Source organism: Chitinophaga filiformis (assembly GCF_900102545.1).
Lineage (GTDB): Bacteria > Bacteroidota > Bacteroidia > Chitinophagales > Chitinophagaceae > Chitinophaga > Chitinophaga filiformis.
Genome location: NZ_FNBN01000001.1, coordinates 1,215,781 through 1,238,804, shown reverse-complemented (window position 1 = coordinate 1,238,804; position 23,024 = coordinate 1,215,781). Strand labels below are relative to the sequence as shown.

Below are 23,024 nucleotides of genomic sequence, written 5' to 3'. Positions count from 1 at the left end.
AGCACTTTATAATCAAATGGAAAACTGGAAAATTGTCTGATGATCGTTTTGGTAGTTATTCACAACATATGGTAGTTAATTTCTATGCCTGTAGCAGATCTTAGCGATGATGTAATAATAAAGCATGATGAAATTATGGTAAAAAAGTTTATAAATGATACGATTATGTAAGAATTATCAGTATGATACGTTAGGTTTCAATACGGAATATTGGTGATATCTTAGGAATGGAGTTATTCACATTTTCATCGTTTCCCGAAAATGTGGAAAAGTATCTACGAGAAAAACCATGCTGATAGTAACTTTGTCTTTTGGACGCCATGGCATTTTGTTTGCCCCCTGAACAGTAGGACATTAACCAACAGAAAAAACGGACAAAAAAGATCAACTAATTCGAGAAGAATAACGGATCCCAAAACGTACCCTTTATGAAGAGAATTGCATTCGCTTTTGCGCTAGTAGGAACAGTGCTGGCTGTTTTAGCCCAGTACGCTATTATTAACGACTGGACATTGTTTCGGTTATTTCACACGCTCGGCTTTATCGGTTATATACTGATCATCAGTGCCGCGGCTTCTCTCTCCCTTTTATTCATTCATCAGTTATCAAGAGAGGAAAAAATGCGTATCCGGAATAAGAGCTTTGAGTGATATCTTTACGTGCTAATTTGTGAACTATGGAAGGTCTGGATGAACCATTTATACTCAAGTTTGAATACAAGGAGAAACCCCATATCCTGGAGGTACGCCCATGGATACAGCAATATAAGATCAGTTACAAAGTGACTGTCGAAGAATGCGAGATCACCTTCGAGGAAGATGAGGAAGGGCAGCTGAGAGCTATTGGCGACAAGCATACACATGCCGGACACACTGTTGACCCACAGCTGTTACAGGACATTGCCCGCCGGATACAGGAAACTGTTAGCGGTCAGTAGCCTTAGTCCTGGTTAGCCTCATCGATCAGGGATTGCTCATCCCATCCTTGTGCAGAAGGATTCCATTTGGTTACCCTTTCATTGGCCATCAGTTTTTCTATTTCTTCAATACGCTCTCTGACCGTATTGACGTAGAGTTTTTTGTCATTTCTGATGGCAGACAGGCCTTTCAATGCCTTCTCGTCCTGTTTCCTGAAAGTGCTGATATTACGATGAGCATGATAGGCCCTTACGCCCAGCATCTGCAGGGCGTCGGCGCCCATGCGTAAGGACGTGTCCAGTGTTTCGCGATAGATATGTAATACGCCAAGATCCATCAGCTCATAGGTATCAGGAATATGCTCCGCTTTTACCAGCATTTGCAGGTGAGGGAAATGTTTACGTACAATCTTTACGACATCGAGTGTTTGCTCCACTGTATCCATGGCAACGATAATGATCTTCGCCTCGGCAGCACCGGCAGCTTCGAGCAGATCGCGACGGGCGGCATCTCCGTAATATACTTTGACACCCAGGTTATGCAATGCATCAACCCGGTCTGAATCCAGGTCCAGGATGGTTGCCTTTACACCGTTTACTCTGAGGAAACGTCCCACAATGTTTCCGAAACGACCAAATCCTGCAATGATAACCGGGTGTTTCTCGTGTATTTCGTCTGCTTCACGTGTATTATTGTTCCCGGTGTCAGGTTGACTGAGCCTGGGCTGAATACCCCGTTCGTATATCAGTAATAACAATGGCGTCAATGCCATGCTGAGTGCAACTACCGCGGTCATGATACTGACCAGCCGGGCAGAAAGGATATTATTCTGTTGGGTAAATGACAACAATACAAATGCAAATTCTCCCACCTGGGAAAGCGCCATACCAAAGAGAAGGTTTTGCTCCATGCTGATACGGAATACTCTACCCAGTATCAGTAGAATGATCGCCTTCAGTATTATTAAGGATACCACCAGGCCCAGTATCACCCATGGCATGGACAGTACCAGTTTAAAGTCAATGGATGCTCCCACTGCCATAAAGAATAAGCCTAACAGCAGCCCTTTAAAAGGCTCTATATCACTTTCCAGCTCATGCTTGTATTCACTGTTAGCCAATACTACTCCGCCCAGGAAGGCGCCTAATGCAGGACTTAATCCAACAAGGCTCATAAGTACAGATATTGCTACCACAAGCAGTAATGCGAACGCAGTAAACAATTCCCTTACGCGTGTTTTGGCCACGACCCTTAGTAATGGACGGACCAGATATTGTCCTGCAACGATGATCGCTATTACTGCCCCGAGTACAACAAGGGTCTGCATCCAGGCCGGCAGGTTATCCTTGAATGTGGGAGTATGGTCTGTAGTAGTGCTTGCATCAGGGCCGGCCAGTAAGGGGAAGATTGCCAGCATCGGGATGACAGCAATATCCTGAAAGAGGAGCACTGAAAAGGCGCTCTGCCCTGCGGCTGACGATAGCTGTCCTTTCTCTTTCAGACTTTGCAACACAATCGCCGTAGAGGACAGGGACAGCGTCATACCCAGCGCCAGTGACGCATTCAGGGGCTGACCAAGTAAGAGGGCCAATCCGGCAATAGCGGCGGCTGTGATCAATACCTGTAATCCGCCAAGTCCGAGAATTGGCGCCCGCATATTCCACAATAATGCTGGTTCCAGTTCAATGCCGATCAGGAACAACATCATCACTACGCCAAATTCTGCAAAGTGCATAATATCCTGTCCCTCATGTCCTATAAACCCCAGGAGAGAGGGGCCTATTACGATACCTGCCAGCAGATATCCCAGCACTGAACCCAGGCCGAGTTTTTTTGCTACCGGGATGAAGATCACCGCAGCAGCCAGATATATCATCGCTATGAAGAAGTAAGAATGTTCCATGTCATTGAATTTTTGGTTGTCCGTCTCTTAGCCTTTCCAGCATTTGCTTATAGGAAACGGCCTGCTCCAGGATGCCGGTATAGGAAAGCCGGTGTGTTCCGTAAACAACAAAAGGTTCGAGATATTGCATGTTGCACAGCGTTGCTGTTTGCCTGAATGGCAAAAGAAAGTCGTGAATCGTATAATGATGCCATCCCTCTTTGCTGTATGACTCCTCCTGGGCGCCGGCTGAAATCACGTTACCGGCTATTTTACCCCGAAGTGCGGTACCTGTACGTCCATAGGCCCAGCCGTGTTCCAAAACGAGGTCCTGCCATTGTTTGATGATGGCAGGAGCGCTGTACCAGTATAAAGGATGCTGAAACAGTATGATATCGTGCTGCAAGAGCAGGGATTGTTCATGTCTCACATCAATATTCATATCAGGATACACTTCATAAAGGTCATGCAGGGTCACTCCCTGCATGCCGCGTATAGCAGCCACCAATTGTGAATGCACCCTGGATTTTTCAAATGCAGGATGCGCAAATAAGATCAGAATTTTGGCCATAAACCGGATTAAATTTCATGCATGATCCGACGGTTTAAGATCATGAATACTCCTGCAATAATAATCTATATTGGTTAAGTATACCTGATTTGGAAACAAAGCCTACCAGCCGGCCACTATCTGTGACCGGAAGATTCCAGGTATGTACCGCGTCGAATTTATTGATCACATCAGCCACATTATCATGCAGATCAATTACCGCAAGAGGAGGTTTCATCAATTGTCTGATGGTTATTGTATCATATAGGGATGGGTTGAACATGATCTGTCGTATATCGTCGAGCGTGATAATGCCATCCAACCGGTCGTCAGGTCCTACCACACCAATTATATTACGATGTCCCTCCTTCACCAGTTCAATCAGCTGCCTGAGTGTTTCATCGGAAGATATCCGCTGGAAATCTTTTTCCACCAATTCTTCCAGTTTCAGGACGGACAGGATGTTTTTATCATGTGCCTTCGTGAAGATCTTTCCTGTATCTGCCAGATGTTTTAACTCGGGGGAGATAGGTGAAAACCATTTTGCCAGCAGGAATGAAGTGGTAGATACGATCATCAGCGGGATGAAAAGATCATATCCTGAACTGGATTCCGCAATGAGAAAAATAGCGGTCAATGGTGCATACAACACGCCACTCATCACACCGGCCATTCCGACAATTATCAGGTTGGTAAAGGGAACGTCGGTGAATCCCAGATGCGTGCATAACAAGGCAAAGAAATATCCCAGGAAACCACCTGCAAAAAGAGAAGGGGCAAAATTACCGCCATTACCGCCACTATGAATGGTGAAAGCAGTCGCAAATACTTTCAGCAAACAGATACAACCGGTGAATAGTAACAGTATCCAGCTTTGCGCAGGAATATACCTGAAAAAGCTGTTTTGAATGATTTCATCGGAATGTCCCCCTGCCAGTAATTTTACGCTGGCATATCCTTCTCCAAACAATGGGGGCATCAGTACACATAAAACAGATACGATCAGACCTCCCAAAATGGCTTTCTGAAGGGCAGACCATTGCAGCCCTTTAATGAAATGCTCAATGCGTTGTGATATGACAATAAAGTAACGTGCATATAATGCGCATAACAATCCTAAACCAACATAGTAAGGAACGTTATGGTAATTGAATGCCTGCCTGGTTTCAAAATGGAATAATACTTCTTCCTGCAGGATGATCTTTGATAATAAGCTACCGCATACTGCAGCCAGGATGAGGGGGATGAAGTCTGAGAAAACAACTCCTGTCAGCAATATCTCAAATGCAAACATAACTCCGGCAATAGGAGCATTGAAAGCAGCTGCAATACCAGAGGTGGCGCCTGCTGCCAATAACAGTGTTCTTTCCTTATATCCCAGATGATAATTGCGTGCATAGTTGCTGCCAATAGCGGCTCCTGTTACCGCAATAGGACTCTCCAATCCGGCAGAACCTCCCAGCCCCACGGTGATGGCACTCTGCATGATCTGGGAATACATCTTTACCGGTGGAATAAGACTGGAGTTCTGTGCAATTTCATAGAGAATGAGACCAATGCCCTTTCTGGACTGGCCTTTGAAACCCCAGATCACCAGCATGGTGGTCAGCACAATACCCAGGAACGGGAAGACGACGTAAAAAATGATCTGTGTACTGAAATGTACCTTGTGCGTGATAAAATAGTGAATATAGTGTACCAGCACCTTCAGCACCACTCCTGCCATTCCTGCCCCGAGTCCGACAAGTATACCGGATAATATCAGGAACTGGCTTCTGCTTAATACCTTATGCAGCCAGTGAATAATAATCTCGTAGCTTCTGACCTTTCTTAAACTATATTGCTCAAAATCACGCTTAAACCTGAAGAAAGAATAATACTTCCTTATCGTTTTGAATTGGCTCATTACTAATGCTTTCTTTGTATCATAATTCAATCAGCGCATAAACCTTATCGTTCATATACTTACCGCCAGGATGACGGGCAGTATAATCAAGGTTTATCCAGTATTCGCCTTTCATCTCGTGGTAATGGATCTCCCTCACAGGAGGCTGTGGAAACAAAGTAACAATGGCCTGTTTGATAATCTCAAAATCCTCTTTACTGCCACAATAAAGTTCCGGATAGGCATGCCCCTGTATGAGTACAATACGGCAACGTGCACCAATAGATTGCATACAGGAGGCCATCAGGATGGAATGGTCATCACAGTCCCCTCCCAGGCCATTCTGAATGGTTTCCATGGGAGTGGCAAAATACTCGTCACGATGTGTATCAGGTACATATTTGAAATGCCTGTTTATATAATGGAATAAGGCAAGATAGCGGGACACCTTCCCGTATTTGGGAAAATACTCGTCGAAATCTTCCACAGAGTGTGCGACAGAAAAATTGCGGACAAGAGAATCTTTATAATTGACCTTATCCCGTATGCCTCTTACCGTTTTATCACGATAAGTTTCCACACGTCTTGGATAAAGGCTGAGGATGTCGAATTGTTTGTTGTTCTTTGCGCCCCAGTTCCCCTGCACCATCCCTTTATAATCATTCAGTACATTAACAAAGGAATAATTGTCCGTGAAATAATTAATAGACAGAATGCCACATACAAGCACAAAAGCTGGGATGATCAGCGGTTTAAAAACCCATAACAGCAAGCGGGTGAACAGGAAGGCAATCAGCACAGCCACAAGCATGTCCATGTGCCAGCCTTGTATCACCAGGGTAGGAATATACCGGTTAATGTACGGTGCTAATGGTATAATGGTCAATAGGCTCAGTAGATTGAGCAGAAAGTGTTGGAATGTAGAGTATTTACTTTCATCAATAGCCATTATGGTATGCAATAACGCAAAATTATGCCAGATGAATGGTAAAAAATTGTGATTCGCTGTAAAAAGTGTTCTTTTTTATAGCCGGAATACTTTGTAATATGTTGATCTGTAGTTAGTTGGTTTGAGTTACAGCGACCAGTACCTTATCGAAATGTTTAAATGAAGTACTTTTATTGATCAACGTCATTTGTTGCTGGGTCTGATTATATTGTTTGTCAAAACGGACCTGCGAGTACATTTTACCAAGCAACTTAAAACCGGTCAGTAGTAATAATTTGAAATCCATCTTCTGTGAAATTTCGACAGCTGCTTCTGCTGTACGGATAGCCCTGTTCAATTCCTTTTCTTTAAAATATACTTCCGCCAGGATCATCTTTTGCAAGACTTCGATATGCCGTCCGCTGGTGAAATCGAAAGAGTACGTCTTCATCAGTTTGTCTGTATGCTGACATATTTTATTCGCCAGGGGCAGATTGTCAAGTCCAAGGTGAGCCAGCGCCTGCCAGCACAATAGGGACAGTCGCAGTGTATTGGTTCGTTGATATACCATTGCCGGGAAGCATTCAAATATTCGCTTCGTATAATTGAATATATGTGTATTGTCATTCAACAGGGCGAAGGCCATACCCGTCATCCGGAATACGATTTCCTGTACAACGGTAGGCGCATGCCTGGTACTGCCGGTTAAATAACGGGGATAGTTATAGATCTTATCTTTTATGCTTTCATTGATGATCCCAAATTTGAGATACTCATATATAAAGAGATACAGATCATAAGGAGATACCCATACTTCGTCGTCGATCGTTTCCCTGGAAATAAGCTTTTTGATATTGCTCAGCTCCTGTTCACATTGTTCCGCATCCAGTTGTAGCAGTGACATTGAGAAAAGAATACTGCGGATCTTCAGTTTATCATCGGGCATTTCCGACAGGTCGAGAAGAGCATTGAGCACCCGCTTTTTCCCGAAATGCAGGAAGTTATCATTAATGAAACGGCTCAATGGATTTCTACGGAAATATCCCTGAGGGAATATAGTATTCAGTACAACCGGTTTTTCGCTTTCATGTTGATAGTGTACCGCAAGATATTCCAGCAGGTGAGATTTTTCCATTGTGCTCAAAGGCAGGTAAAAGATCTTATGGATCCCTTCTGGTTGGTCGTTGTTGATTGCATAACGTAGCAACCATTTAAATACGCCTACCCGGTAGGACGAGGGAGGCAGCTGTTTGGCGATCTTTTGCAGCATATGATCATCAATCAGGTCGTTGGCCTGTTTGATATAATGCATGGCTGAAAAATATTCCAGCAGGAACTGGTGCGCAAACCGCACTTTAACGAGGAACATAACCTCCTGGCTGAGGTTTTCTTCTACGAGGATATTATCTGCCAGCAGTTCTTTATATGCAGGGAAAAGGTCTGCACTTTTATTCAGCAACAGGTTTTTGTCGGTATGTTGTCCTGCTTTGCCAAGATCGAGCAGCCATAACATTTTTTCAATGATCCTGACCTTAAAAGTATTGGTGGGAGAGTTGAAAACTTTGGTCTGTACAAACTTAGAGATCATCTCAAAGAGGCTGAGATGTTCGTTGACGAAGTGCTGTCCCGGACCTGTATTCAGCTGACAAAACAGCTGCAGGTAATAGGGGTATCGCAGTTTCTGCAGGAAACCTTCGCTGAAGGTACGTACGGTAGCAGGGTCAATACGGTGATTATATAGTACCGATTTCACCTCCTGTTCTGTAAGGGAAGGCAGGTTAATACTGGTCTCTTCATCCATTTCGGGCCCCAGGTACCAGTATCGCCTGAAGGCAGGATACTGGAGTGAGTGCTGAAAAATATCCGACCAGGTGCTGCTGCGTATAGAAAGGATCACTTTTACCCAGGGGAACAGATCGTTGGAGTACACAAATTCTTCCAGTTTAGTGTATAGCAGCTTTAGCTTGTCTCCCGCAATGGTGATCTCGTCAAATCCGTCTATTATTAATATCAGTCTTCCCCGTAGCTTATCAAAATGGGCGGCGAAGTACTCTCTGAAGTTTTCTCCCGCACCGAGATTCAGTTGATTATCCAGCCAGGTAGCCAGGGAGAAACCCCGTAATAACAGGCTGCCAGCCGCATGTGCATGAATGAACCAACAGATATCCTTTTTAAATTTGGCGTCTTTGCTGAACCAGAAATGTTCTGCCATATGCACGAGGGTGACAGATTTACCCCAGCCGGAAGGCGCTATCAGTGCAGTGGCGGCATAGTCGCTTTCAAGAAACCGTTCAATGTGTGCAAAGCAGGAAGGACGGGGAACTGTCAGGGCAAATGGTACGCCCGACCTGTTCTTTAAAGTGGTGATGGTATAATGCGAGATGGTAACGGCCTTATTCTTTAGATCCAGCCACTTGCTGTCATTCAGTTCATTACCGTCTGTCTGAACATAATGTTGGGCCTGAAAATCATCCCAGTCCCGGTAATTACAGTATTGAGCCAGTGTGTTAAGCGTATAACGGGAGAAGCTATGCTTGGTTGTAGCAAAGCCAAACACTCTTTTAAGCGTCGTTTCACTGACCGCTTTTGTCGTTTCATCCCTTATAAGATCAGAAAGACGCTTGCAATCACTGGGTGTGATGGTATCTGCGCCAAACTTACGGGATACTTCATTCTGTAATGTTATGATAAAGTCATAGGAGAGATCTATCATACGGGGACAAGAAAAATGGATTTTGAGTAAATGGATTCTGGTTATTCTGAGGTAAACTTACGTATCCATTTTCGATTCAGATTTGTTTAGAAACAAATGGCTGAAATGAACAAAATAAATTAAAATGAACAACATGCACTATGTGTTGATTATTAAATGTAAGTGCATGATTATGATAGTATAGCTGCCCGACCGGGTTCTTTTGGGATGAAATTATCAGATGAGGAAATTATTTTATTTGATTGGCATTGTTAACTAATGCATGGCTGTTAAAATGGTTAGCACTCCGAATAAAAAAATAATGAGTAGCGCATAATTTTTTCTTAGGAAGACCGTTTTAATAAAATTCCCGTTTTACCGCAATTGAAATAAGATCCCTTATATAGCAATAATTCTCCGACTTGATAGGGTGTGAATGAAATGAACACCTGATTTACATGTAATGAACGAAATGAACAGGCTCTTCTATACTGAATAAAAAGACCTTCTTTTAAACCATCCTATCAGCCTATTTTCGCCCCGTTGTTTTCAAAAATCAATATTCAATATCCTCAACATAAGGATCCTTGGGTGTATTCAGATATTTCAACCTGGTAACTCCCGTTCCTTATCCCCTGAGCTTCATAGCCCCTGCCCTACCTGAGAGTTAAGATTAAAGGAGAATCTGTGTGCATGTTTTTTTTACACCGGAAAACACACTAACCCGAACCAATTGAATACTAAATATTATGTATTTTAATGCTACCCTGAAAGGCCCCATGAGAGCTTTTATGCTTATTCTTATTTATCTCGTCTGGCTGGTTGGGTTACCCCTGGGTAAAACTTCCGCAAAGGAACTACCCGTAACTAATAACGCGTTGACAAATAACGCGGCAACCTGGTGGGATAATTATCTTTTCTATCATCCCCACTCTCCTTTATTGAGCAGCGCCTGGCGGACCAACGGCAACTATTTTGCCGGCGATCCCGGCACCATCTGGAGTTACGGTCAGGAACAAAGTCCTGTTACCGGTGGTGTAGCCTGTGCCGCGTGTTCAGTAACAACGCCAGCCCTCGCGGTGGACGGAGATACGACCACCTCCTCGACGCTAACAGTTCCACTCGGCGTTATTGGTACTATAGGACAATTTGTAAAATTGTCTGGTGTGTATCAGGCGGGAGATAGTATCGTCCTGTTCCTGGAAGCGCCTACAGAAGATCTGGCAGGAGTGGTCCTGCCAAGAGTGAAAGTGACTACCTATAATAACAGCATTGATGGTCCGGCGGTATCTAACAATGATGGCGTAAATCTCGATGCAGCAGTAGTAAAACTGGAACTGTTGGGCATAGGTTTGAATAATGCCCGAAAGTTCCGTGTGACCATACCCGCTACTAAAACTTTCGATGGCATACAGGTTGATTTCGGAGGTCTGGTTGGCATATCCGGTGCATTAAAACTGTATGAAGTAGCAGCAATGATACCGGTAACGGCACTACCGCAGCCGGCTAAAACTGCGTATAATACCCCCATCACTTTAACGCCTTCTATCCGTATCTCAAATCCGGTGTTCCGTTGGTATACCACTCCGCAGGGAGGATCGCCCATTTTCACCGGCCCCGGAGCATTTACGACCCCTTCTCTTACCCGTAATACAACCTACTATGTGGAGGCAGAAGATAATGCCGGTACAGCAAGCCTGATAAGGACTGCAGTACCTGTGACTATTGGTGGCGGTACTGGTCCGCTATGGACATATGGTACAGGCCAGCAGGCCCCTATTATGGGTGGTGTGGCCTGTGCCCTGTGTAATACACAGAATCCGGCATTTGCTGCAGATGGAGATACGACTACAGCCTCCCATTTATCATTGCCTTTAGGTATTGCCGCAACATTAGGACAAAAGATCTCTTTCCCCGGTATATATCACAGCGGCGATAGTATTATTCTGATATTGGGTGCCGAGGCTGATATCCTGGCAGATGCATCAGTGCTGGGAAGTATTAAGGTGACAACGTCCCTGAATAATGTAAGTAACAATGACGGACGGATGCTGACGGATTTCCTGTTGGATTATCATATCCTTCAGGGAATAAATGGCATCAGAAGGGTCAGGATAGCCATACCTGTATCACATAACTTCGATGCCGCACAGATAGATGTCAGCAGCCTCCTGGGCGCAAGTAATTCTATATATATCTATGAGGCTATCGCAATGACACCGGTAACGGTTGCGCCAAGTCCTGCTACTATTAACGCAGGAGCAACCGCTACCCTCAATGCTACATTGCCCAACATCCCCGGCGCTATCTTCAACTGGTATGAAACACCGGAAGGAGGCTCGCCAATATACACAGGTAGCAGTTTTAAAACGCCTCCCTTATTCCAGAACAAAACTTATTACGTAGAAGCTATTTCTCCTGCTGATGGTCTGGTCAGCATCACCAGAACAGCAGTTGCGGTGAATGTGAACAATGCCAGTGGTAACGGACAGCTAAGCTGCAGTGGTTCTCAGACCCAGAGTGCTGGCACAGGAGGTATTGCCTGTTTATTATGTACTGTAGATAACCCCGCCCTGGCCGTGGATAATAATCCCGCAACCGCATCTACTGTGCGTTTGGGAGTAGGCGCATTAGGATATGTTTACCAGGACCTGGTATTCCCGATTGCAGGTAAAGCCGGAGACACTGTACGTCTGGGCCTTGGTACCACTACCGGAGTGCTTGATCTGAGTCTGCTCGGAAGTATCGGTGTCGGTCTCGGAAATGGTGCAAGACCAACAGACGCTGAGATGGGCAGTCTTCAGAGCGATCTGCTGACAGCACGTATCTTAAACGGCGTACAGCAGAATGCCTACACTTTTGTTGCCAATAAGACTTTTGACAGGGTTGAGATCCGCCTAAACACACTGGTTGGTGCAATTACTGTACTGAACGTATATTATGCACAGATAGTCACTCCGGTCGCACAGGTAGCTGCCGGAAACATATTTACCTGTAGCGGAAGTCCTGCGATATTGAGCGCCACTGGCCCTGCCGGTTATACCCTGCGCTGGTACACCTCTTACACAGGTGGTGCTCCGGTGGGTTATGGCCCATCATTCACTACCCCGGTTATTACAAAAGACACTACCTATTTCGTAGAAGCCGCCGGCGCTGACAGTTGTGGTAGTGAAAGGCGCACACCGGTGCAGGTGAAAACAGGCCTGCCCGGAGTGGTAGTGACACCATCTTCTGCCTCGGTAGTGCAAGGCGCCACACCTACATTTAGTGTGGTTAGCCCTAATCCCGGTTACATCTATAATTGGTACAGCGTTCCAACGGGCGGCACTCCCGTATTTGTTGGTACACAGTTTACCTCCCCTCCCGTAACAGGGAACGCAACCTACTATGCAGAGGCAGTCTTACAGGGCAACCCTGGCTGCAAGAGCCTGCGTACGCCTGTTGCGGTTACACTTAATGGCGATAGCGGACCGGAAACTCCTGGCGATATTGACTGTGGCGGCGCCACCAGCCAGCAGATCACTACAAGTGGTCTTTGCATTGGCTGTTTTGTGCAAAAACAGGATTCTGCAGTAGATAACAGCACGGCAACAGCATCTGTGATGCATACCGTGCTGGGAGTGGGCGGTAACATACAGCAATCGCTCATCTTCCCTACTACCGGTACAGCCGGCGATAGTGTGCGTATTAAACTTGGGTTTGTTACTGGATTAGCAGATCTGGGCCTCTTAACCGGTATCCAGATCTCTTCATCCAATAATACCACTTCGAATAATGATGCAGTGACCCTCAGCCCGGAAATGCTGAATCTTAAGCTGCTGAATGGCAACAGGGACCTGATCTACTCTTTTGGTCCTGGTAAACCCTTTGACAGGGTTAATATTAAGCTGATTGGTCAGCTGGCAGGGCTCATCGAACTGAAGGTCTATTCAGCGCAGATGTTTGCCGGTGTACCTACCGTGGAAAAAGATACTGTTTATGTATGCCAGGGCGGCACAGCTACGCTCAGGGCTACAGGGCCTGGCACGTCTTTCCGTTGGTATAACCAGCCTGTTGGAGGTAGCGTACTTTCTACCAATGCTACCTATCAGGTAAGTGGCGTGACCAATGCTATCTATTATGTTGAAGCGGTTTCTTCTTCAGGTTGTGCTGATCCGGTGAGGAAACCAGTATATGTGATTGTCGGTTTACCACAACCATTGGTAACACCGGCTGTAAGTACGATCAACAGTGGACAGACGGCTACATTCACTATTAATAATCCTAATCCGGCATATCAATATAACTGGTATAATGCGCCTGCCGGCGGTACCTTGTTACAGGGTAATGCCACCTCTTACACTACTCCTGCATTGACTGCTGACGCAGTCTATTATGTAGAAGTAAGAGATCCGGTAAATAACTGTACCAGTCCGACACGTACTGCTGTGCGGGCGGAAATCAACAGGCCTAATGAACCGACGCCATGTAGCTATGCTGCGCAGCAGGTAAGTCCTGTCATTGCAGGTATCTGTCTGTTATGCTCTGTAGCTGATCCGGCACTGGCAGTAGACCAGAACTCCAATTCGGCATCTACGATTACTTCTACCCTGAGTGCAGTTGGATATGTAGGGCAGTTATTACGGTTTGGTAATACATACCCTGCGGGTGACAGCGTTACACTGGACCTGGAAATTCCTGGTCAGGTGGCAGATGCTGCATTGCTGGGTGGAGTGAGACTGGAAACCTACAATGGCAATACAGCTAATGGAGACGCTATATTCCTGAATAATCCCGCAGTGCATCTCATGTTCCTGAACACCGGCAATAAGTTCCGCGTAACACTGCCGGTTACCAAGGCATTCAATGGAGTACTGGTAAGTATTAATGGTCTCCTGACAGCGCTGACCCGCGTGAAGGTCTATTTTGCGGCTGTAGTGACACAGAGAGCGCAGGTTACGGCAACTGTGAATCTATGCAGTGGTAACACCGCTACATTAACTGCAACATCTGCCAACGGTGCAGATCTGGCCTGGTATGCTACTGCTGTAGGAGGTACGCCACTATCTGCAAATGGTACTTATGTTACCCCGGTACTGACAGCTTCCGCTACCTATTATGTGGAGGCCAGCCGCTTTGGTTGTGCTAACCCTGTCAGGACACCAGTCAGTGTAAACGTAGGTACAACCCCTGCTGCACCTACTGCCGCCGGAAAAAGTGCCTGCGCCGGTAATCCGGTTACACTGCTGGCAACAGCGCCTGCGGGAGCTACATTCCGCTGGTATTCCGCAGCAACAGGTGGTACACTGCTGGCATCCACCGCAAACTACACTACTAATATTCTGACGGCAGATACTGCTTTCTATGTGGAAGCAGATGATAATGGTTGTAAGAGCACTACCAGGACAAGAGTACCGGTAACGGTAAGTCCGGCTCCCGGTAATCTCACCGTAACGCCGCCGGCTACGTCTATTCTCCGTGGCCAGGGCGCCATCTTTACGGCAAATGCAACGGGTGCCAACGTGATCTACAAATGGTACAGCATGGCCGGAGATTCGATCTTCACCGGAGCTGTGTTCAATACCGGTCCTTTGGCTGCTACCACTACCTACACGGTGGAGGCGGTAAATGCCGGCGGTTGTAAAAGTGGTCCGAGAGTATCCGTAACTGCTACTGTAGTGGCGGGTAGCAACGACATCCCATGTGATGCAGCTACCAGCCAGGAAAACAGTGCGAATGGCCTCTGTGTCGGTTGTTATGTTGAAAATCCAACCCTGTCAGTTGATAATAGTACGCTTTCTAAATCCACACTGCATGTAGTCCTGGGACTCCTGAACGGGTATGTACAGCAGACATTGATCTTCCCGCAGATCAGCGAGCCAGCCGACAGTGTAATAGTAGCACTCTCTCTCGACAGTGCGCTGGTAGATATCGGATTGCTGGCAGGCGTTGAAATAGGTTCATACAATGGAGCAGTTTCCAATAATGATTTCATTGCCCTGAATAACCCGCTTATTAAACTGACCATACTGGGAGGTAATCAGCAGCTGATGGCGGGCTTTAAGCCTAAAGCGCTGTTTGACAGGCTTGTAATACGTCTCAGATCCGGCACCGTTTCCGCCCTGACCGAAGTGAATGTACATTTCGCGAGCCGTGTGGCAGGACTACCGGTAGTGAAAGGAGATACCGTATGTACCGGTAATCGTGCTACACTGACGGCAAGTGGTCCGGCGAATGTTTCCTTCCGCTGGTATACAACCGCTACAGGTGGGAACGCTATTTCTACCGGTACAAGTTATCAGACGCCGGTATTGACAGCCAATACTACTTACTATGTAGAGGTGGTTAAAACAAGTTTGAACTGCCCTAACCCGCAGCGTGTAGCGGTAACGGCAATTGTAGATCCTGTACCAGGGGTACCTGTACTGGATACGACTGCGCTGGCTATTTGCAGCGGCAGTAAAGCCACCTTTAATGTGGAACCGGTAGCCGGTGTGATCTACCGCTGGTACACTGCTCCGGCAGGTGGCACCTTGCTGTTCACAGGCCCTTCTTATACAACACCTAACCTGACTGCTACCACAGCCTATTATATTGAAGCTTCCAATGCTACTGGTTGTACCAATACGACCCGTAAGATGGTAACAGTTAATATCGTTGGCAGACCGGATGCACCGGTAGTGACTACAGGTAATGTGACTATTTGTGCAAACAATAGCGCGGAACTGACAGCTACTTCTGCTACTCCGGGTGCAGCATTCCGCTGGTATACAACAGCGACCGGCGGCACGCCGGTATTTGTAGGTGCATCATTCCAGACACCAGTATTGACATCATCAACCACTTATTATGTGGAAGCAGCTGCAGGTGCCTGTGCAAGTGCATCGAGGACGGCAGCAGTTGTTATCGTAAACCAGGTACCTGCTGCTCCGACTGTAACAACAGTACCTGTGAATGGAGAAGTGGTGTCTGGTCAGTCAGCCATACTTACTGCAAGTTCCGCAACGCCAGGCGTAGTATTTAACTGGTATACAGTTGCTACCGGCGGTAGCCCTGTATTTACCGGAGCAGTGTTTACAACGCCAGCCCTGACAAGTGGTATCACCTACTATGTTGAAGCAGTGGCAGGTGCAGGCGGATGCCCTGGTCAGCGTACTGCCGTACCATTAACGGTAACTGTAGTACCGAATACTGTCTGTGATTTTGCAAACGCACAGATAAACAGTACCACGGCTGTCTGTGCGCTTTGCTCAGTAGTAGATGCACAGAATACGACAGATGCTGATGTCAATAACTATTCAATATTGTCAGTACCACTGGCAGCCGGCGGAGGCAGCGTACAGCAAAGCCTCATTTTCCCTGAAGTAGCCGCTGCAGGTGATAGCGTGCGTATTGTAATGGAACTGCCAGCCCAGGTGATCGATGCAAGTTTGCTAAGTGCCCTGGAGGTGTCCAGCTTTAACGGCGCGACTGCCAACAATGACGCCATGTTGTTGAATAATGGTAACCTGAGCATCAGGCTCTTGAACGGCAGCGACAAATTCACAGTAGCCTTTGCGCCGGGTGCCGCTTATGACCGTGTACAGGTACGCCTGAGAGGAGGTGTAATAACGGCACTGGTGAAAGCATATATCTATTATGCAACAAGGCAGGTGTCGGCTCCGATAGTAGCGGCACGTAATGTTACTATCTGTAGTGGCAATACTGCTACGCTGACAGCAACAGCCAGTTCAGTAGCCAGACTGGAATGGTATGATGCTCCTGTTGGCGGACAAAAGGTGTTTGAAGGTGCGTCCTTCGTTACACCGGTGCTGACAGCTACGAAAACATATTATGTACAGAGTGTGCGCACCAGCAATGATTGCGCTAATCCAAACAGAGTGTCTGTAACGGTAAGTGTGGTACCTGGACTGGTAGCGCCTACTGTAAACAACGCTGCGATCTGCGCAGGTCAGCAGGCAACCCTGACGGCTACCGTAACAGGTCAGAATATTCAGACCCGCTGGTATAGCGCACCGACAGGTGGTACACTGTTATTTACAGGTACTACATATGTCACCAATGCACTGAATGCAGATACGGCATTTTATGTAGAGACAGGCAATGGTGCTTGTACCCTGTCTTCAAGGGTGAAAGCAACTGTAACTGTAGGTGGTAATGCGCCCGCTCCTGTGCTGGAAGATCAGAATGTTAATATCTGTGCGGGCAGTACGGCCACCTTTAAAGTGACATCGGCTACGGCAGGCATTACCTACAAATGGTATACTACTTTGACTGGTGGTACGGCCGTTGAAACAGGTACTACATTCACCACTCCGATGCTTTCTGCTACCACAGTGTACTATGTGGAGGCAAGCAGCAACAGCTCAGCATGTGGCCAGGCAAGTGCAAGAGTTGCCGCCAGCGCTATTGTTTCTACCACTCCTCCGGTGCCCGTACTTGAATCTGACAACGTAAGCACCTGTACTGGTGGTACCGCAACACTTCGCGTCGTTTCCGGCACAACCGGTGTGACCTATAACTGGTATACTGTTGCTACTGGCGGCACACCGGTAGCCAGCGGGCCGGAGTTCACGACTCCTGTTCTTAACAATACCACAACTTACTATGTAGAAGCAGTAAACACTAATAACCAGTGTACGGGTACAAGTGCCAGAGTGCCAGCTACTGTAACGGTAGGAGTATCTCCGGATGTACCAGTACTGACTTTCACTAATCCAATAATAATATGTGCTGGCGATAATGTGACTTTGTTTGTAAAGAATCCTGATCCGGCATTCACTTATCGCTGGTACACAACGGCAACAGGAGGAACTCCGATTGCTACAGGCAGCAGCTTTACTACGCCGGTTGTCAACGCAGCAGTAAACTACTATGTAGAGGCTGTGAATGGTAATTGTACCAGTCCTGCAAGAGCTGAGGCGGCCATTTTTGTATCTACTGCGCCTCCGGTGCCGGTACTTGAGTCAAACAATGTAAGTATCTGTACGGGAGAGACCGCAACGCTGCGCGTAACTTCCAGTACAAATGGTATGCTGTATAGTTGGTATACTGTGGCTACAGGTGGTACGCCGGTAGAATACGGTCCTGAGTTCACAACTCCTGCTCTTACCAACACCACTACCTATTACGTAGATGGAACAACTACTAATAACCAGTGTATCGGCACCAGCGCGCGAGTTGCAGTTACAGTAACAGTGGGTGTGTCTCCCGATATACCGGTACTGACTGCTGCCAGTGTAAGGGTGTGTGCCGGTCAGGATGTGACCTTGTCAGTACAAAACCCACAGGCGGGGATCACTTACCAGTGGTTCAACGCGCCAACAGGCGGTACGTTGGTATTCACGGGGAATTCCTTCACTGTAACAGCTGTGAACGCAGATGCCAGCTACTATGTGCAGGCCACATTAGGTGCAACCTGTGTGAGCGCCAGCCGTGCAGCAGCAAGTATTACAGTAGACGCAGCAGCGCCAACACCGGATGTTGTTGCAGCAAATGTAATCACCTGTGTAGGCGGGACAGCTACATTCAATGTGTCCAACCCCGATGCAGCACTGACCTATCGCTGGTATGATGCTCCGGCTAACGGTACCCTGCTCGCTTCCGGTCCTGAATACACAACGGCAGCATTGAACAGTAATACTACATTCTATGTAGAAGCATTGAATGGTTCGGGTTGCAGCAGCCAGGCAAGGAAGGGCGTAACTGCAACAGTAGTGAATACCATCGACGCGCCATTGGCAGACGGTACAACAATATGCGCAGGCCAATCTGCAGTACTCAACGTGAAAGATCCGCTGGCAGGTATCAGTTACAAATGGTATACAGCAGCTACAGGAGGTACTCCTATCTTCATCGGTGCGGCCTTTACTACTGAGCAATTGAGCGCTAATACAACTTACTACGTAGAAGCAGCTACAGGTGGTTGTATAAGTCAGAGCCGTACCATCGTGCCGGTAACGGTCAATGTTACACCATCGGCGCCGGTAATCTCCGGCAATACGGTATCAACAGTATGTCCGAACCAAATAGCTACGCTAAGCATACAAAATCCAAGTGTTAGCCTGACATACCGCTGGTATACCAGCCTGACAGGTGGTACACCGGTAGCAACAGGTAGTTCTATAATGACACCGGCAATTACAGCAAACACCACTTACTATGTAGACGCAACGAATACTTCCGGTTGTACCAGCACTACCCGTACGCCTGTAAGTATAACAGTAAATGCTTCGGCTGGTAATCCAACCGTAACCGGTAATGAAGCAGGTATCTGTCCGGGTAACATGGCAACACTCGCCGCTACATCGACAACCGCAAATGCAGGCTTCCGCTGGTATACGACAGCTACAGGTGGTGCACTGATAGCAGCTGGTGCTACATTCATCACTCCTGCCCTCAATCAGAATACAACCTACTATGTAGAGGCGGTAACAGAAGCTGGTTGCATCAGTCCTTCCAGAACAGCTGTACAGGTGAATATCCTCGAACCACTGGCGCCACCGGTGATAACTGTAACCGAGAAAACACCGACACAGGTAACCTTTACCTGGACGGCAGTACCGGGCGCAATAGCTTACCAGGTAACATTGGATAACGGAGTGACCTATGTTGTTCCAAGTTCCGGCGCCGAAGGGCTTGCACATGTTGTTTCCGGTTTAGCGCCTGCACAGTCAGTAACCATCCGTGTAAAGGCAGTCGGTAACGCAGATTGTGAAACCAGTGCACTCTCCGACGCGGTGACAGGTACAACAGAGAACCCGCAGGGCAACAACATCTTTGTACCAAATGTGTTCACACCAAACGGAGATGGAATGAATGATGTGCATTATGTATATGGAAATACCATTGCGAACATAGTAGTGAGATACTACAACCAGTTTGGTCAGCAGATATTTGAGACCAAAGACCAGCGTGTAGGATGGGATGGTACTATGGGTGGACGTCAGCAGCCTGTGGGTGTTTACATCTACGTGCTCCGCGCTACCCTCCAGGATGGTACTGTAGTAGATAAGAAAGGAACCGTTACAATCGTCCGCTAATCGGGTTAGAAAAGGTTATAAACAGGGCCGGGATGACATGTCATCCCGGCCATTACAAAAAAGTTAAAAATCTTCTTATGAAGAATAGAAACATACGCTTTGTTGTCTGGATAGTATTGGCCGCTTTACTGCCTGCATGGGCAAAGGCACAGGTGGATCCTCACTTCTCACAATACTATGCCTATCCCATGTGGTTGAACCCTGCATTGACAGGTATCGTTGATGGCGATTATCGTGTCAGTGCCAACTATCGTAACCAGTGGGTGAACATTGGTAAACCATTTTCTACTACCGGTGTTTCCTTTGATGCTGCTGCACCCAATAATATTGGCGCCGGTGTGAATATCATCAACATGACTGCCGGAGATGCGGGTTACAAATACCTCAATGCAATGGCCAGTGTATCCTATCGTGGCGTACGCTTTGGAGAAACCGGTACCAGCCACCTGGTATTTGGTATCCAGGCTGGTATGATCAATCGTAAGATAGATCCGGCCAAATGGCAGCTGGGCAGTCAGTATGACCCTGTAATGGGCTTTAATCCTTCGAAACCGAGTGGAGAGAATATCAGCACTACTTCTTCCAATGTATTTGACGCCGCTGCAGGTGTAATGTTCTTTGATGGCAATCCCAATCATCAGTTCAATCCTTTCGCAGGTTTTTCTGCAGGCCATCTCACACAGCCAAGAGATCCGTTTTTATCCGGTGAAGACAAACGCCTGCCTGTAAGATACATGGCACATGGAGGTACACGTATAAAGTTGAATGACATCTTCAGTGTTACGCCTCATGGATTGTATATGCGACAGGGAAACGCGCATGAAGCAGTGCTGGGTGCATATGGACAGGCGTATCTGAACGAAGAATTCGATTTCCTGCTGGGAGCTAATTACCGCTTCAATGACTCTGCCATTCCGTTTGCAGGCTTTCACTTCAAAAGCTTTGTACTGGGAGTTAGTTATGACGTGAATACCTCCAATCTCAGACGATTGGTCAATGGCAGTAATAGTTTTGAGCTATCCTTATCCTTCATAAGCCGGAAAAAGAGAGTTTACTCAGAAGAAAATTTCTTTTGCCCGCGCCTGTAAAAAACAAAATATACACGGATGAAACCAAATGTACGCTATTGGCTGGCTATCGCATTATTATGGATTGTTGGCAGCTCAAAGGCCCAATATGTATACGACTATAAGAGGACCGGTGATATTTACTTCGAGGCAAAGGACTACTACTCTGCTGCGCAGTATTACAACAAAGCTCTTGGTACCTTTAAAATAAAACCTGGCCAGATCCTGCCTTATACCGTTGAATTGCGGGGGAAGGAATCCGGAAAGCTCAAAGACTATGAAGCGGTGATCTACCGCCTGGCGGAATCTTACCGGAATTATTACGACTATGGTAATGCAGAAAAATACTACGAGCAGGTAGTAGGTTTCAATAATACCGCCCTCTTTCCGCTGGCCCGTTTCTGGTATGGGGTGAGCCTGCGTGCAAACGGCAAGTATGATGCTGCATTGGAACAGTTTACAAAGTTCAAACAGGAATACACCAAAATAGATGACTTCAGTTCACGGACAAGTCTGGAGATCGCCTGCTGTGAATTCGCCATTGCAGAGAGCAATCGCATGCCTGCATATACGATCAGTAAATTGTCGGGTGATATAAATGCAGGAGGTGCAAACTATGCCCCTGCCGCGCTGGGAAAGGACCTGCTGTTATATACCTCATCCCGTCCTGATAGTAGCGAGCTGGAAAAAGAAAAGAAATCAAAAAAAGCCAATCCATACATCAATAACCTGTTCCTGGCCCGTGGAAATGGAGCCGATTTTCATAATAGTCAGCCGGTCAATATTCCTGAAGAAAAAGGAGTTGACCAGGGAGTGGCTACCGTCAGCCCTGATGGGAATACGCTTTACCTGACCCGCTGGACGGTTAAAAATGGGATAAAGGTTGCCGCTATCTATACGAGCACCCGAAAGGGAGGCAGCTGGGAAGAACCAAAACTAATGGGACCCAATGTCAATGTCGAAGGATATAGCGCAATGCAGCCATATGTGACGGCAGATGGAAAGTACCTGTTGTTTGCTTCCAACAGGCCGGGAGGTATGGGCAAAAATGACCTTTGGTATTGTCCGCTTGATAAAGGTGTTGTAGGTCCTGCCAAGAACATGGGTACCAATATCAATACCCGTGATGAGGAACAGGCCCCTTTCTATGACAGTGAAAAGAAGGCGCTGGTATTCAGTACCGACGGGAGGGTCGGACTGGGAGGACTGGACTTCTTTGTTGTGGAAGGCGATTTCAGCAGCTGGGGCGCTCCAAGGAACCTGGGTATCCCCCTGAACTCTCCCAAGGATGATGTTTACTACTCGGCTATCGATAATGAGCACCCACTGGCTGGGGGCTACATCAGTTCAGACAGAGAGTCTGTTTGCTGCCTGGAAGTATTTGCCATTAAAAAGATTTCCAAAACAATAAATGGATTGGTGCTGGATTGTGAGAATGATATGCCGCTTACGGGAGCCAAGATCACGCTATTAGATACCATATTACAGCGCGTATTGCAGCAGGTGGTACTGGATGAGACCGGGCGTTATCACTTTGAGGTGGAACCATTGAAACACTATAAGATCATGGCGGAAAAAGAGAACTATTTCTCCAAGGCCATTTATGCAAATACAGATGGATTAACAAAAGTTGACTCTTTGTTGAACCCCAATACCTGTCTCAAACGTTTTGAAATAGGAAAGCCCATTATCCTGAAAGATATTTATTATGACTTCGATAAAGCAACATTACGTTCCCAGTCACTTATAGTATTGGACACTGTCGTCTCAATCATGCAGGATAACCCGAATCTTATCATTGAGATGAGTGCACATACGGATAGTAAAGGTAAAGATGCATACAACATGAAGCTGTCCCAGAGAAGGGCACAATCCTGCGTGGATTACCTGATCAGCAGAGGTATTTCCGCTGATCGAATGATCGCTAAAGGGTATGGTGAAACAAGGCCTATAGCTGCCAATGAGCTGCCAGGTGGAAAGGATAATCCGGATGGCAGACAGCTGAACAGAAGAACAGAATTCAAAGTGTTGCGCGTAACCCAGTTGGATTGATTAAGAGGAGCAACACCTTCTTATAAAGTC

At 46.8% G+C, this 23,024-nt stretch carries 10 protein-coding genes; 5 read left to right on the top strand and 5 right to left on the bottom strand.

What is annotated here, in order from left to right:
• Nucleotides 1-428: 428 nt before the first annotated feature.
• Together BLR32_RS05030 and BLR32_RS05025 are read left to right on the top strand one after the other, a co-directional pair.
• Complete coding sequence (locus BLR32_RS05030) at nt 429-650, top strand: hypothetical protein (RefSeq protein WP_089829149.1); 222 nt, start codon at nt 429-431, stop codon at nt 648-650.
• Nucleotides 651-676: 26 nt separating this feature from the next.
• Complete coding sequence (locus BLR32_RS05025) at nt 677-937, top strand: hypothetical protein (RefSeq protein ID WP_089829147.1); 261 nt, start codon at nt 677-679, stop codon at nt 935-937.
• Between the two features lie 2 nt (nt 938-939).
• On the opposite strand, the gene BLR32_RS05020 is transcribed toward BLR32_RS05025, so the two are convergent.
• The 5 genes from BLR32_RS05020 to BLR32_RS05000 all read right to left on the bottom strand — a co-directional run bounded on the left by BLR32_RS05020 (nt 940) and on the right by BLR32_RS05000 (nt 8,875).
• Nucleotides 940-2,820 (bottom strand): monovalent cation:proton antiporter-2 (CPA2) family protein, encoded by a 1,881-nt coding sequence (locus BLR32_RS05020; protein WP_089829145.1) that lies wholly within the window; start codon nt 2,818-2,820, stop codon nt 940-942.
• 1 nt (nt 2,821) lies between these two features.
• Nucleotides 2,822-3,370, bottom strand: coding sequence for an NAD(P)H-dependent oxidoreductase (locus tag BLR32_RS05015; protein WP_089829143.1), 549 nt, complete (start codon nt 3,368-3,370; stop codon nt 2,822-2,824).
• Between the two features lie 40 nt (nt 3,371-3,410).
• On the bottom strand, nt 3,411-5,255 hold the full coding sequence (locus BLR32_RS05010) for a chloride channel protein (protein WP_089829141.1): 1,845 nt from the start codon (nt 5,253-5,255) through the stop codon (nt 3,411-3,413).
• Between the two features lie 19 nt (nt 5,256-5,274).
• Nucleotides 5,275-6,195: a transglutaminase domain-containing protein gene (locus BLR32_RS05005; protein ID WP_245705355.1), complete on the bottom strand. Its 921-nt coding sequence runs from the start codon at nt 6,193-6,195 to the stop codon at nt 5,275-5,277.
• A gap of 100 nt (nt 6,196-6,295) precedes the next feature.
• Nucleotides 6,296-8,875: an NACHT domain-containing protein gene (locus BLR32_RS05000; RefSeq protein ID WP_089829137.1), complete on the bottom strand. Its 2,580-nt coding sequence runs from the start codon at nt 8,873-8,875 to the stop codon at nt 6,296-6,298.
• Nucleotides 8,876-9,603: 728 nt separating this feature from the next.
• Between BLR32_RS05000 and BLR32_RS04995 the strand changes: the two genes are divergently transcribed.
• From BLR32_RS04995 to BLR32_RS04985, 3 genes are all read left to right on the top strand, one after another.
• Complete coding sequence (locus BLR32_RS04995; protein ID WP_089829135.1) at nt 9,604-19,875, top strand: Ig-like domain-containing protein; 10,272 nt, start codon at nt 9,604-9,606, stop codon at nt 19,873-19,875.
• A gap of 77 nt (nt 19,876-19,952) precedes the next feature.
• The gene (locus tag BLR32_RS04990) at nt 19,953-20,963 is read left to right on the top strand and encodes a PorP/SprF family type IX secretion system membrane protein (protein WP_089829133.1); all 1,011 of its coding nucleotides are present in this window, start codon (nt 19,953-19,955) and stop codon (nt 20,961-20,963) included.
• A gap of 18 nt (nt 20,964-20,981) precedes the next feature.
• Entirely contained in the window at nt 20,982-22,994 is a 2,013-nt protein-coding gene (locus BLR32_RS04985; protein WP_089829131.1) for an OmpA family protein, read from the top strand.
• Nucleotides 22,995-23,024: the final 30 nt, after the last annotated feature.